This window comes from Stenotrophomonas riyadhensis, assembly GCF_040256885.1.
Classification (GTDB): Bacteria; Pseudomonadota; Gammaproteobacteria; order Xanthomonadales; family Xanthomonadaceae; genus Stenotrophomonas; species Stenotrophomonas riyadhensis.
In genome coordinates this window covers 988535-1001715 of sequence record NZ_CP155568.1, presented here as the reverse complement: position 1 = coordinate 1001715, position 13181 = coordinate 988535, and the positions used below count along the sequence as shown (strand labels likewise).

General features: G+C 67.0%; 16 protein-coding genes. 11 read left to right on the top strand and 5 right to left on the bottom strand.

Features of this window, described 5'->3' with window-relative positions; all coding sequences use genetic code 11:
• The 4 genes from SriyCCGPB3_RS04680 to SriyCCGPB3_RS04665 form a co-directional block, all read right to left on the bottom strand.
• Positions 1-1506 (bottom strand): PepSY domain-containing protein, encoded by a 1506-nt coding sequence (locus SriyCCGPB3_RS04680; protein ID WP_350259919.1) that lies wholly within the window; start codon positions 1504-1506, stop codon positions 1-3.
• A gap of 11 nt (positions 1507-1517) precedes the next feature.
• Positions 1518-3656 (bottom strand): TonB-dependent receptor, encoded by a 2139-nt coding sequence (locus SriyCCGPB3_RS04675; RefSeq protein ID WP_153856495.1) that lies wholly within the window; start codon positions 3654-3656, stop codon positions 1518-1520.
• A 130-nt stretch (positions 3657-3786) separates the two neighbouring features.
• The gene (locus SriyCCGPB3_RS04670) at positions 3787-4173 is read right to left on the bottom strand and encodes a DUF2946 family protein (protein WP_153856590.1); all 387 of its coding nucleotides are present in this window, start codon (positions 4171-4173) and stop codon (positions 3787-3789) included.
• A 211-nt stretch (positions 4174-4384) separates the two neighbouring features.
• Entirely contained in the window at positions 4385-4639 is a 255-nt protein-coding gene (locus tag SriyCCGPB3_RS04665; protein ID WP_153856496.1) for a hypothetical protein, read from the bottom strand.
• A 724-nt stretch (positions 4640-5363) separates the two neighbouring features.
• Here SriyCCGPB3_RS04665 and SriyCCGPB3_RS04660 point away from each other — a divergent pair.
• The 7 genes from SriyCCGPB3_RS04660 (at position 5364) to SriyCCGPB3_RS04630 (ending at position 10902) form a co-directional block, all read left to right on the top strand.
• Positions 5364-7700, top strand: coding sequence for a VapE domain-containing protein (locus SriyCCGPB3_RS04660; protein ID WP_350259918.1), 2337 nt, complete (start codon positions 5364-5366; stop codon positions 7698-7700).
• A 152-nt stretch (positions 7701-7852) separates the two neighbouring features.
• A complete protein-coding gene (locus SriyCCGPB3_RS04655) occupies positions 7853-8080 on the top strand; it encodes a hypothetical protein (protein ID WP_180846503.1) in 228 nt (75 codons plus the stop codon).
• 40 nt (positions 8081-8120) lie between these two features.
• Entirely contained in the window at positions 8121-8750 is a 630-nt protein-coding gene (locus SriyCCGPB3_RS04650; protein WP_180846504.1) for a hypothetical protein, read from the top strand.
• A gap of 154 nt (positions 8751-8904) precedes the next feature.
• On the top strand, positions 8905-9288 hold the full coding sequence (locus SriyCCGPB3_RS04645; RefSeq protein ID WP_125428585.1) for a hypothetical protein: 384 nt from the start codon (positions 8905-8907) through the stop codon (positions 9286-9288).
• 356 nt (positions 9289-9644) lie between these two features.
• On the top strand, positions 9645-10073 hold the full coding sequence (locus tag SriyCCGPB3_RS04640) for a Mor transcription activator family protein (RefSeq protein WP_228756442.1): 429 nt from the start codon (positions 9645-9647) through the stop codon (positions 10071-10073).
• On the top strand, positions 10070-10420 hold the full coding sequence (locus SriyCCGPB3_RS04635) for a hypothetical protein (RefSeq protein ID WP_110711331.1): 351 nt from the start codon (positions 10070-10072) through the stop codon (positions 10418-10420). The genes SriyCCGPB3_RS04640 and SriyCCGPB3_RS04635 overlap by 4 nt, the downstream gene beginning before the upstream one ends.
• Positions 10417-10902 carry a glycoside hydrolase family 24 protein gene (locus SriyCCGPB3_RS04630; protein ID WP_180854069.1) on the top strand — a complete coding sequence of 162 codons (486 nt, stop codon included), beginning with the start codon at positions 10417-10419 and terminating at the stop codon, positions 10900-10902. Before SriyCCGPB3_RS04635 ends, SriyCCGPB3_RS04630 begins: the two co-directional genes overlap by 4 nt.
• 80 nt (positions 10903-10982) lie before the next feature.
• Here SriyCCGPB3_RS04630 and SriyCCGPB3_RS04625 read toward each other — a convergent pair whose 3' ends face one another.
• Positions 10983-11183: a hypothetical protein gene (locus SriyCCGPB3_RS04625; protein ID WP_153856500.1), complete on the bottom strand. Its 201-nt coding sequence runs from the start codon at positions 11181-11183 to the stop codon at positions 10983-10985.
• Between SriyCCGPB3_RS04625 and SriyCCGPB3_RS04620 the strand changes: the two genes are divergently transcribed.
• The 4 genes from SriyCCGPB3_RS04620 to SriyCCGPB3_RS04605 all read left to right on the top strand — a co-directional run bounded on the left by SriyCCGPB3_RS04620 (position 11182) and on the right by SriyCCGPB3_RS04605 (position 13179).
• Positions 11182-11529 carry a hypothetical protein gene (locus SriyCCGPB3_RS04620; protein WP_153856501.1) on the top strand — a complete coding sequence of 116 codons (348 nt, stop codon included), beginning with the start codon at positions 11182-11184 and terminating at the stop codon, positions 11527-11529. The two genes, SriyCCGPB3_RS04625 and SriyCCGPB3_RS04620, sit on opposite strands and share 2 nt — an antisense overlap.
• A gap of 117 nt (positions 11530-11646) precedes the next feature.
• Positions 11647-12201 (top strand): hypothetical protein, encoded by a 555-nt coding sequence (locus tag SriyCCGPB3_RS04615; protein WP_153856502.1) that lies wholly within the window; start codon positions 11647-11649, stop codon positions 12199-12201.
• On the top strand, positions 12198-12788 hold the full coding sequence (locus tag SriyCCGPB3_RS04610; RefSeq protein ID WP_153856503.1) for a phage baseplate assembly protein V: 591 nt from the start codon (positions 12198-12200) through the stop codon (positions 12786-12788). The genes SriyCCGPB3_RS04615 and SriyCCGPB3_RS04610 overlap by 4 nt, the downstream gene beginning before the upstream one ends.
• A gap of 52 nt (positions 12789-12840) precedes the next feature.
• Positions 12841-13179: a GPW/gp25 family protein gene (locus tag SriyCCGPB3_RS04605; protein WP_005408332.1), complete on the top strand. Its 339-nt coding sequence runs from the start codon at positions 12841-12843 to the stop codon at positions 13177-13179.
• Positions 13180-13181: the final 2 nt, after the last annotated feature.

Below are 13181 nucleotides of genomic sequence, written 5' to 3'. Positions count from 1 at the left end.
TCAGCGCCGCCGGCGTCTCAGCTTCATCTGCAATCGCCGATAGCCGATCACCGTCGCCGTGGCACACAGCGCGGTGCCAGCAGCGCTCAGCAGCAGCAACACAGCCAGCCGGGCACCTTCCTGGCGCAGCATCGCCGGCAGGTCCCAGCTGTGCAGGAAGTAGAACAGCCAGCGCCCCACGCGCTCACGGTGCCCCATTGTCAGCAACGGATCGCCGGTGGCCAAGTCGAGGTAGACGCGCGTGGCCTCGGCATCGCCGAAATCCGCCACCGCCACCGGGAAGCGCCGTACTGCCGCCCCGTTCATGGCTTCCGGTGCACGCGGATAGAAGTAGGCGTCCGCTGCACGCTGCACCACGAAACCCTGCATCGGCGCATCGGACAGCGCCCGCACCTTCTGCTGCAGCCACGCGGCCGACAGCAATCGCGCAACCTGCAGATGCCCATCGTTGCCGGACACGATGCGGGTATCGCCTTTCCCATCCAGCAGCACCGCGAACAGCTCGCCACCGATCCGTCGCCACTGGATTTCCACCGGCAGGAAGCGCTCGGCATCGGCGGCGGCCAGAAGTGTCGCCGGCTCGCCCAGTGCGCCATCCACCGCCACCGTACCGCCACGATAGCGTCCGCTGTCAATCGCTTCACGCGTGCTGCTGAAGACCCCCAACGGATTCATCGACATCAGCCCGCTGAAGATCCAGGTGAACACGAAGGCCGCAGCCATCAGCCCAATCAGATGGTGCCAGCGCATCCACGGTTCCACGTACGGTGTCTTCGCACCGGATCGGTAGCGCCCACGGAAACGCCAGCGCCACACACCGACCACGATGCCGCTGACCGCCGCCACCGTGCACAGCGCGGACAACACGATCACGACCCACGTCCACACCGGGTCCACCGACTGCATGCGCAGGAAGTACAGCCAATGCAGCCAGGCGCCCACATAGTTCCAGCGCTGCTGTACATGCGGCGCGTCCAGCACCACTTCGCCAGTGTGCGAAGACACATACAGGTCACCGGGCTTCGCGCCCCCCACCTCCACCCGGTACAGCGGCCGATGCGCGTCCAGCGCACGCGAATGCGTCCAGCGGTCCTCGTCCACGCGCGTCGCGCCGACGAAGGCTGGGCCGCCCGCGAACTGTGCGGCGGATGCTTCGGCACGCTGTGCCGACACCGGCAGCAGGGCCTGGCCGGTATACGCCGACCAGGCACCCACGTTGCGACCATTGCGCACAACATACGCAGGCTCGCCACGCAGCGTGGTCAGGGCCACACTTTCCGGCTCGGCCTGCACCGCCGCCGGCAGTACCGACAGCCCTTGCAGATCGCGGGCATCAGCCAGCACCGGCAACGCCGCCAGACGCTCACCCGGCGTCAGCTTCGGGTAGCCGATGAACAGCATCACCATGCCGCTGACGAACCACAGCAGCATCAGCAGGCACCCACCAATGCCCAGCCAGCGATGCACCAGATAGGTCCAACGCTTGCCAGTGGATCGCAGCGACATGGTGCGCGTCCTCAGAAGCGATGGTCGACGGTGAACTCGACGCGACGGTCCGCGCCCAGCAGCCACTGCGTGCTGGTGTAGTACGCGGTGGCGTAGTACGCCTTGTCGAATACGTTGAACAGGCGTGCAGACAGTCGCGTACGCGGTGCCGCCTGCCAGGTCAGCGCGAGGTCGGTGGTGCTGTAGCCGGGCAGCTCCAACGTGTTGCCGTTGTCGGCGTAGCGCTTGCCGACATAACGCACGCCACCCGCCGCGCTCCAGTCCGGTGCGAACTGCCAGCTCAACCACACATTGGCCAGGCGTTCGGCCACGTTCGGCGGCACGTTGCCATCGCGCGACACCAGCATCGGCGGCGAACCGGTGGTCTCCAGGAAGTCCTCGAACTCGGCCTTCAGCACCGTGGCGTTGGCATCCAGCGTCCAGTGCGGCGCGACGTTCCAGTTCAACGACGCCTCGATACCGCGTGAGGTCTGCGCGCCCACCTGCACGCGGCGGTCCGGCTGCACGGGATCGCGGCTGAGCAATCCGGTCTTGCGGATGCGGTACGCCGCCAGCGTCCACTCGCCACCATCGAACGCCTGCTTCAGGCCCACCTCGATCTGCCGGCCCTTGGCCAGGTCGAAGGCGCCGTTGGCCGGGCTGATCATCAGCAGGCCACTGACCGGGTCTGCTGCCTGCGAGTACTGTGCATACAGGCTCAGCGTCGGCTGCAACGCGAACACCGTGCCTGCACGCCAGCCGGTGCTGCGGTAGGTCTTCGAGAACGCGTTCTGGCCGCTGATCAGATCGGTACGGTCGATGCGCGCGCGGTCGTGGCGCAGCCCACCCAGCACCGACCAGCGCTCGCTCAGCGCCAAGCGGTCTTCCACGAACAGCGCGTACTGCTCGGCGCGATTACGGTAGCGCGGCAGGTTCGGCGCTTCGCTGGCGAACTGGCCCGGCACCGGGTCGAACGGATCCACCGGACCCGAGCTGCCGGCATAGGTGTTGTTGGTGTGCTTGAAGTGCGCGCGGTTGGCATCCAGGCCCACCGCGAAGCTGTTCTGCAGGCCACCTGCGGTCCCCTGCACGCGCAGCGTCGAGGTCAGTCCGGTCTGGTCCTGGTTGTGGGTGATCTCGGTGTTGCCGGAGCGATCGATCAGGCCGGTGGCGGGGTTGTAGACATAGGCCTCTGCATTGCGCCAATCGCGCTGGCTGTCGATCTGGTAGAGACGCGTGCGCCATTCGACGTTTGCGTTCGGCGTCCACAGCGCATCGAGCTGGGTCCAGCGGTCGCGATAGCGGATCTGGCTGTCTTCCACGTTGTAGTTCCGTTGGCGCAGCGCCTCCAGCTGGCGGCCCTCGACCAGCGGCGTGCCGAAGTAACGCATCGGTTGCTGGTAGCCCTGCGCATGGGTGAGGGTCAGCTGCAGGTCCGCGCGCGGCTGCCACAGCAGCGCGCCGGAGAACGTCGCGTCACTGTTACGCCCGCGATCGACCCAGCCACCGCTGTAGTTGCCGCTCATATCCAGCCGGTAGGCCAGCTCGGGCGTCAGCGCGCCGCCGCTGCCGAAGCCCAGGCGCGCGGTGTCCTCGCTGCCCACGGTCACGCTGATCTCGTTCTCGATCGCACCGCGCGTGGGCTTCTTCGGCACGATGTTGATCACGCCGCCGATCGCACCGTCGCCATGGATCACCGACGCCGGTCCGCGCAACACTTCGATGCGCTCGATCGACCAGGTATCGAACGGGAACGTGATGCCCACGCCGCCGTACTGGCGCAGCCCGTCGTACAGCCGCATCACCGAAGCGCCGTCGGTGAAGCCGCGGCTGGACAGCGCACTCAGCCCATTGCCCGGATGCGGCATCGCACTGATCGCACCCGCCCGGCTGATCGCATCGTTGAGGTTGCTGTCGCCGCGCTGCTCCAGTTGTTCGCGCGAAATGACGGTCAGGCTGGCCGGTGTCTGCAGCACGCTCAGGCCCAGCGCGGAACCGGCGTTGGCGGTGGACGACAGCTCACCACTGCGGGTATCGATTACCCGCACGGTATCCAGCGTGGTCGGTGGGGCCGCATCGGCGGCAAGTACGGGGGCGGTGTGCAGGAGCAACGCGCACAGGACAGGCAGCGCCGCCCTGCGCAGGCGCGCGGAGCTGGGGTTCGTTTTCATTTTTTTCACGGCATGCAAGGCCACCCCGCAATGGCAGGGCAGCAATCAGAAAGGGACAAACACGCGCGTGCGGGCGCCGGCCGTGGCCGGCAACCTCATGGAAAAACGTTCAATGCAACGCGCGTGCGGCTCAGGCAGCCATGAAGGCCGGCGGCCCACGCGCTCCCAATGTGCCGCTGATCCGATGCGGCAGCGCCCGCACCGCACCGCGCAGCGCGCGGCACACCGGTGCCGTCGGTACCAACAGCAGTACTGCCGCCACCAACAGCGTGATCAGCCGTGCAGCGATCAGGCAGTAGTCGCAGTCCACGCCCATTTCATGATCGGCATGTGGATCAGCGGGCGGCGTCTTTGCGGCCTCGCCATGCGGCATCGCCATCGCGTGGTGGTCGTGATGGCCTTCCATCGCGTGCTGGGTGTGGGTGGCATGGTCCATCGCCGCCACGGGCACTGCAGCAGCCACGTGCCCATGCGCCAGCCAGCGGCTCACCAGCGGGGCGAGCAGCACCAGCAGCATGGCGAGCCATGCCAGGGCCTGGAACCGGCGGTGGAGGAAAGAACGGCGCACGCCGCCATTCTACGGGGCCCTGACCAACCTTGGACCCCGTTCAGGGTTTCCGGAAAGGTGGTGCGACGTTATGACGCAGCGTCTGATGCACGCGGTTGCCCTGCTCCCGAGGGGGGACGGAAGGCGACCGTACGGCCCCTTCCGTCCCCGCGTCGTAGTGCTAGAACCGCACGGGCTGCTGCACCGCACGCTCCAGGAACATGACGCCCGCCTGCAGGCTGTTGCGGGCGTTCTCCAACCAGCGCTCCGGATCGGCCACCGCGAATCGCTCCTGCGCATCCACGTCACCCGAATCGGCCAGGTCGGCCAACTGCAGATGGATGTGGTTCTCCACCAGGCCCACCAGCACGGCAAGCTCGGCCGACAATCCGGCGATGCGTTCGGTGAAGCCAGCGTCGTTGCTGTTCAGAGACATGTCCCCTGTTCCTATGCGTTGCGGTGTTGATGGATGGCTTCGAAACGCTCGGCACAGGCAGGCCCACAGAACAGCCTGGCCGGATGGTTGTCGAAGTCTTCGCTGCAGTCCGGGTTGTGGCATTCCCCAATGGGTATGAGAGGCGCAACGCTGCTGGCCCGCGTTGCGTGCCGGGCCAATGCGCGTTGCAGATGGCGCGCTTCCAGTTCCTGCGCTTCGTCGATGGTGTCCGTCATGCCAGCTGTATTTTATCGGGGGGTGGTCGCACCGATTGAGAACGCCGCCACGACAGTGGACGACGCGGGCTCGGCATCGGATCGGCGTTCGCAGTTGCAATGGATTTCAGGCATGCAGGCTCCTTGTGCATGGGTGCCCCGAGGGGCGGTGGATTGAAACGAAGGGCCGTCTCTGACGGTGATCGCATCATCGGGAAAACGGTTCTCGCCAACTGCGACGCAACGTCGCGCAGGCGACGATCTGCGAAGTCCATCGCAGATCCATCGCAGACGGATCGCCCTCATCGGGCACCGGGGATGCAAGGTACTGGAAGGTGTTGCAAAAGAAAGTCCTTTCCGACACCATGATCAGGTCATCACCTTCCACCTCATCCTGACCTCGCCGCGTCGGTCCGCCGCCGCGTGGCCTGCATCCGGCAGGCATTGCACAGCGCATTGGCCACCATCGGCTGCTGTGGACCGATCCACGTTCCAAGGGGCCCCGTCGAATGCACACACCGCACCCAGCGCAGGACATCGTTCCCGCGTTCCTGCAGGCCATGCACGCGCACGGCATCGTGCCGGATGCGCGCGGCCGCGACGCACTCAACGCCGATGGCACACTGGTGCGCTTCCATGTGGAAGGCGACCGCCGTGGCACCCGCAATGGCTGGGCCGTACTGTTCGGAGACCACGTGCCGGCCGGTGAGTTCGGCAGCTGGCGCACCGGCAGCCGCCATGCATGGTGTGCGAAGTCGGAAACCACGCTGAACGCCGCCGAACAGCGCGCGATCCGGCAACGCCAGGAAGCCGCCCGTGCCGAACGGGAACGGCAGCAGCGCGAACGTGAGGAGGCCGCAGCCAAGGCCGCCAACGTGTTGTGGAACCGTGCCCTTCCTGCAGACGCGCACCATCCCTACCTGGTGCGCAAGGGCATCCACGCACATGGGCTGCGTGTGGCGGCATGGCCCGTGCGCAACAGCGACGGCCTGGTCTTCCGCTACATCGACAATGCCCTGCTGGTGCCGGTGATGAACGCCGCGGGCCGGATCGTCTCGCTGCAGGCGATCTTTCCGCGCGCGGACCCGGCACTCGGCCGCGACAAGGACTTTCTCTGCGGAGGCCGCAAGCAGGGCTGCTTCCACGTCATCGGCAAGCCGCTTTCTGGCGAGCCGATCGCCATCGCCGAGGGCTATGCCACGGCGGCATCGATCCACCAGGCCACGGGCGGCTGCGCGGTGGTGGCATGGGACGCCGGCAACCTCGCGGCGGTCGCCCGTGCCTGGCGCAGCGCGGTTCCCGATGGCTCCTTCGTCATCTGTGCCGACAACGACCAATGGACCCGGCAGCCGCTGGACAATCCCGGTGTCACCCACGCCACGCGCGCCGCCGCGGAGATCGATGCACGCGTGGTGTGGCCCGAGTTCACCACGCTGCACGGCGACGATGACCGCCCGACCGACTTCAACGATCTGCACCTGCGCGAAGGACTGGAGGCAGTACGCACCCAACTGTTCCCTCTGCCGCCTGCCACAACCGAAGAAGGCACTGGGGAGGAGGACGCGCCATCGCCGTCCAACGCGCGCTACCAGGTACCCGGCAACCTGTCCGCATTCGATGCCTTTACCCCGTTTCCCGATACCAGCGCGCGTGGCCGGCCGTTGCCGACCGCGCGCAATCTGGCCGAGCTGTGCCGGCGCACCGGCGTCACCGTGCGCTACAACGTCATCCGCAAGGATCTGGAGATCCTGGTCCCGGGGCTGCAGAGCACGGTCGACAACGCCAAGGAGGTGGCCGCCGGCGAAGTGATGGACTGCATGCACCGCGCCGGCATGGCCATCGCCAGCTTCGAGACCAACCTGTGCCAGGTCGCCGAGGCCAATCCGTACAATCCTGTCGCCAGCTGGATCAGCTCACGGCCCTGGGATGGCCAGTCCCGCCTGCAGGCGTTCTTCGACACCGTGCAGGAAGCCCAACCCACGCGCATGGCCGACGGCCGCATCCTGAAGGAAGTGCTGATGCGGCGCTGGCTGATCTCCGGCGTGGCCGCGGCGTTTGAGCCGGACGGCGTGGTGGCGCGTGGTGTACTGACCTTCGTTTCGAAGCAGAACCTGGGCAAGACGCGCTGGGCACGGCAGCTGGCACCGGCCGAGCTGCAGTTGATCGCCGATGGCGTAGTGCTCGATCCAGCCAACAAGGACAGCGTCAAACAGGTCATCTCCAAGTGGATCGTGGAACTGGGCGAAGTCGACGCCACGTTCCGTCGCACCGACATCGCTGCGCTGAAGTCGTTCATCTCGCGCAGCCACGATGAGATCCGCCGCCCGTATGCGCGCACGGAATCCCGCTATGCGCGACGCACCATCCTGTTCGCCAGTGTCAATGACGAGCGCTTCCTGCGCGACGCCACCGGCAACACCCGCTGGTGGACCATACATGCCGTGGGCCTGGGCGAACCGGCACGGATCGACATGCAGCAGGTGTGGGCCGAGGCCCATGCGCTCTACTGCGACGGCGAGACCTGGCATCTGTCCAGCGAGGAACTGGATGCGCTGAACGCCACCAACAGCGAGCACGAACCGATCTCGCCGATCGCCGAACTGATCGACCGCCACTTCGACTGGTCCATCCCCACTGCACAGTGGAGCGCACAGTACCGTGCCACCGAGATCGTCATCGCGGTGGGCATCGACAAGCCGAACCGCCGCGAGGTCAACGAGGCCGCCGCCTATGTGGTCAAGCGACATGATGTGCGCACGAAAGTGGTCGGCAAGGAGCGGGCCAAGGTCTGGTTGATGCCACCGCGAAAGCTCAACCTCCCAGGGCACTCGGCGGGTCCGTTCTGATGCCACCTGCCCGTGAGCGTGCACGGATCGACCGCGACAGCTGACGCCTTGCCCCTGACCAGGATGCAAGTAGATGAAAGGTGTTGACTGGAACAGTCCACAAAGGCAAGATGCCTGTATCGGCCCCGCCGCCTTCCAGGAGCGCTTCCGCCATGCCCCGTCCCCGACTGCACGCTTTTGAAGATGAGCAGCTGACCGTGCAGCAGATCCATCAGCGGGTGCCGGTGCTTTCGGAACGCACCATCCGCGATCACCTCGCAGCTGGCCGCCGTACACGTTCCGCCATGTTGTGCTTCGACCCGATCGCAGCGGCTGCGCGCGGTGGCCGCATCACCCAGCGCATCCTGCGCGCGCGCAGCACGGCCGGTCGCGATTCCTGACCCGCCCGCACTGCCGAATTCCTCCAGGAGTAGATTCCGCATGATTCCCGCCTCCCTCGACAGCGGCCATCGCATGATTGCCGACACGCTGGCTGCGTTCCGCGCCAGCCCCGCTCTGGGCAGCATCGCGCTGCGGGCGGCGCCGCAGGCGCGTCCTCCGCTCTACATCGGCATCGCCGGCGGCAAGCGTGCGGGCAAGGACACCCTCGCCAACGGGCTGGCCTCGGCGCTGGTGCTGCCCTGCGACAGCTTCGCCGCCCCGCTTCGGCAGTTTGTCGCCTCTCTTCTTGGGCTGTCCCTGCGTGAACTGGACGGCCGCAAGGAGGAAGCCATCGACTGGCTGGCCGAATTCACTCCGCGCCACCTGATGCAGACCGCTGGTACCGAATGGGGGCGTGATCGCGTCCATCCCGAGCTGTGGGTACGCTCGCTGTTTGCCCGCCTGCCTGCGGGCGGACTGGTACCCGACGTCCGCTTCGCCAATGAAGCCCACGCGATCCGCCGCCGTGGCGGTGTCGTGATCCGCGTCAGCCGTCCCGGCCATGGCGGCCATGACAGCGAGCAGCCACTGCCTGATGACCTGGTCGACATCGAGGTGAACAACGACGGTACCCAGGCCGACCTGGTACGCAGGACGCTGGATCAGCTGCTGTCGCGCGGCGTGATCTGAGCCTTGTGCAAGGCCGTGTTGCCCTGCCGCGTGCCCTGTCCCGCCCGCAGGTTCCGACCCATCGTCGGCGAAAATGATGTAAGGTCGTCCCCCATCACCGACGACACCTGTCGTCACCCTGCATCCCCAACCCCGTTCGCAAAGAGGAAATGCCATGGAGGTCGAACAGTTCACGTCGACGCGCCTGAAGGCCATCGAGTTGTTCAAGTCCCAGCCCAAGGGCAGCAAGGACACCGTGAGCCTGGACGCGATCTTCATCTCGCTGTGCTCGCAGGCCAACGCCCAGGGCGACGCCGGCAGCGCCAGGCAGGCACGGACCGCCGCACGCCCCGGCAGCCAGCAGCCGCCCGCGCCGTGGTTCACCGAAACCCTCGCTGCCTTGAAGGGCAAGGGCGAGTCGATCACCGTCGCGCGATTCCTGATGTTCGCCAACCGCTTCCCGGTCAAGCGCATGGACCAGGTCAATGCCGCCCGCTGGCTGCGCGACGCGGGCTACATCCCGCGCAAGACCGGCGGCAACCTGGTGTTCGACCTTTGATCCAGCCCCACCTGCAGTCCTGAAGCCCCGGCATCGTCCGGGGCTTTTTCGTTTCAGGGCCCGCTCGCCTGCATGAGGACGGCCCACGGGGCGTCGTCCTCACCCTGTACCTGCCGCATCTCCTTGATCTGCTCTTCCTTCCGCCTTGTGAGGACCACGAGTACGAAAGGAGGGGAAAACATCGGTGGCAACAGCCAGCGGTTGCAAGGCATCACACCGCGCCCTGCAGCACTCCTCACCCGTCCTCGCGGCGCCGATGAATGTCTTCAGCACACACAACCGAAAGTAGATGAAAGGTGTTGACCAAAGGGACGGGATGGCAACAGTGGAGATCAATGCCACTGACGACACCTTTCATGAACGCCCTGCCCGACAGCATCCAGACCCTGGCCGAGGTCATCGGCGAATCCGCAGCCCTCACGCTGGTACGCGCATGGCCGCCGACCACCTCCAGCACCACCGGCCGCCATCGCGTCATCGTCTACGTTCCCTCCACCCTGCCCGACCAGCATCGCCTGATCGACATCCTCGGCCACGACGTTGCCCAGCGGCTGGTCACGCACTTCGGTGGCGAACTGCTGTTCCTGGCGTCCTGCTTCGCCGCCGGCGCGCACGAACGTCGCGAGCGGATCGCGCATGCCATCGCCAGTGGCATGCCGCGCGAACACGTGGCACGTGAGTTCGGCGTCTCGCAGACCACCATCAAGCGCGCCCTGCGCGGAGCCCGCTCCGCACCACCGCCGGCGGTTCATCCGGCCCTGCTCAAGGGGTACGCGCGCGCATGAACGAAAGCGACCTGCTGGCCGGTGTACCGGACTGGGCCAAGTACCTGGGGGGAACCTCGGGCGTGCTGATCGCGGTATCGCTGTGGCTGCGTCAATGGCTGTCGTCGGCCAAGGTCGACCGTACCGCCGACGAAGCCACCAGCAATACCCTGCGCACCCTGCAGGAACAGCTCGCCGCCGAGCGCACCCGCGCCGACGGCCTGATGCACGAACGCGAGGCAATGGCACAGGAAATCGGGCAGCTGCGCGGCGAAGTCAGCGCCCTGCGTGCGCAGGTTGCCCAGCAGAGCGTGCAGATAGACGCGCTGCTCGCGCTGGTGCGCAAGCAGCCGGGAGCCGCCGCATGACCGCCGCCGCAGCCAGCGCCCTCGGCGGCGCCAATGTCGCCGCATTCCTCGACATGCTGGCCGTGTCCGAAGGCACCGACATCCCCAGCCAGCGGTCGCGTGACCGTGGCTACGACGTGATTGTCGGAGGCCAGCTGTTCAACGACTACCGCGACCATCCCCGCGTGCTGGTGTCGCTGCCACGCTATGGCATCAAATCCAGCGCCGCCGGCCGCTACCAGTTTCTTCGCAGCACCTGGGACGACCTGCGCGCGCGACTCGGCCTGCCCGATTTCGGCCCCGTCTCGCAGGACCGTGCAGCAGTCGCCCTGCTGAAACAGTGCGGTGCCTACGAGCTGATCCGGCTGGGACGCTTCGATGCCGCCGTCACCGCGGCCCGGCGCATCTGGGCGTCGCTGCCCGGTGCCGGCTATGGGCAGAAGGAACATGCGCTGGAAACACTGCGCGTGGCCTACCGCGCCGCCGGCGGAGCCCTGCAATGACGCCCCTCGCCCTGCGGTTCCGAATCGGCCTGCTGGTCCTAGCCGGAAGTCACGCAGGCTGCGCCTGGCTGGGGTGGACGCTACGGGACCGCAGCGCAGACCTTGCCGTTACCAGCGCCCAGGCCGCACAGCAGGCATCGCGCGCTGATACGGCGCAGGCCGCCCATCAGCGGGACCTCGCCAACGCCCGCGCCGGTGCTCGGGCCGAATCGCAGCGCTTGGCCACGCAGGCCCAGCGCACCCGGCAGTTCAACACCCTGCAACAGGACATCGAGACCCATGCCAAGACGCCTGGCCGTGATCGCGGCGACGCTGATGCTGAGTTCGTGCGCATCTGGCGCGAAGCCAACACCGGCCGCGCCCTGCCTCGTTGATCTCAGCATCGCACCGGCGCAGTTGCGTGCGCCGGACGAGCTGCCAGACCTGCAGGCAGCTACTGATGATGCACTGCTGCGCAATCACGTTGCAGTCGCACAGCAGTACCACGCGCTGGCCGACCAGCTGCGCGCGCTGCTGTGCAGCCTCGGCAGCCAACGCGGCATCACCCTCAACGGCTCGGCACCGGTGACACCTCCGGGTTGTGAGATCGCCACCGGCAACCGCCACGACGCAACGCCTGCCTTCTGATTCCGGTGCGGGCGGCCACGCCTGCAATGCCGCGCCCTTCCGGTGATGGCAACACTGGCTGCCGACCGCGTGCGCCACACGGGCCACACCCATTCTTCATTCACCGCATGAGCTGACATGGCGACTGACTCCCCCTCTCCGACACTCGACACGCTCCACGGCGCCATCGAAAGCGCCATCCGCGCACGCTTTCCGGACTTCGCAACCGTCCAGTTCTATCGCGACGCCGGCACCGAAGGCATGCCCACGCCGGCCTGCCTGCTGGAAATGACCCGCTGTGACCGCGCCCGCGAAGGCAACGACGGCACTGGTCTGCTGCAGGCCGTACTGCGTTTCGAAGCACGCGTCGTCGTAGCAGCGGGCAGTACCGCTGGCGCGCTGCAACTACGCAATGCCGCCATTGCACTGGCCACCTGGCTGCACCAGCTCGGCCGCTTCCATGGTGCCTGCAGCGGCGCAATCGACGTGATCGCCGCCCTGCCCGAAGACGCCGCAACCGCACAGGCCGGCCTGCGCAGCTGGGTCGTCGAATGGTCACTGCCGGTCGCGCTGGGCGACAACGCCTGGGAAGAGGTGGGAGGCGTGGTGCCGCAAGCGTCCTACAGCTTCGCGCCAGAGATCGGCCGTGCCCATGAGGCACGCTACCAGCCGCTGCCGGAGCGCGCGCCATGAGCGCCGAACACGCACGCTTGATCGGCAACCTGCTGATGATCGGCGTGGTGCGCGAGCTGGACGAAGCGGGCAGCCGCGTGCGCGTGGATGCCGATGGCATGCTCACCGACTGGATTCCCTGGCTGGAACGCCGGGCGGGACCGGGCGTACGCAGCTGGTGCGCACCCGAACCCGGCGAGCAGGTCGTGCTGGCGTGCCCCTATGGCGACCCCGGCCAGGCGCTGGTACTCGGCAGCCTGTACCAGGACCGCTTTCCGCCGCCGGCCAACTCGCGCCTGCGGCAACGCACCGCGTTCGCCGACGGCAGCAGCGTCGAGTACGACCAGGAAACCACCACGCTCAACGTCCATGTCGGCAGCGGCAAGGTCATCGTCACCTGCGCGAATGCGCAGGTGATCGCCAGCGAATCGATCGTGCTCGATACGCCGTCGATCAAGGCGACCGGCAACCTGGATGTCACCGGTGCGATCAGCGCCGGCAAGGACATCAGCACACCCGGCGAGATCAAGGCCGGTGCCATCGGCCTGAAGGCACACACGCACACCGCACAGGGCCCAACCGCCCCGACCACGCCGGCCCAGGCCTGAGCGGCCACGCCTGCAATGCCCTGAAAACCCGCACTCCACGACGATAGAGGCCATGCGAGGAATCGACGCCAACACCGGCAAATCACTGGATGGGCTCGCCCATCTGCACCAGTCCGTGCGTGACATTCTCACCACGCCCCTTGGCTCCCGCGTACTGCGCCGCGAATACGGCTCGCGCGTGTTCGAACTGATCGATGCGCCGACCAACCGCTCGCTGCGCATGGACCTGATCGCGGCCACCGTCGACGCGCTCGCGCGATGGGAACCGCGTCTCCACGTCGAGAACGTCGACGTCTCCCTCCCCGCCCCCGGCGTGATGATCCTGGCAGTGACCGGGATCCACCTGCCGGACGGCGAGGCCATCACCATCGAAGGAATCGAGGTTCGCTAACC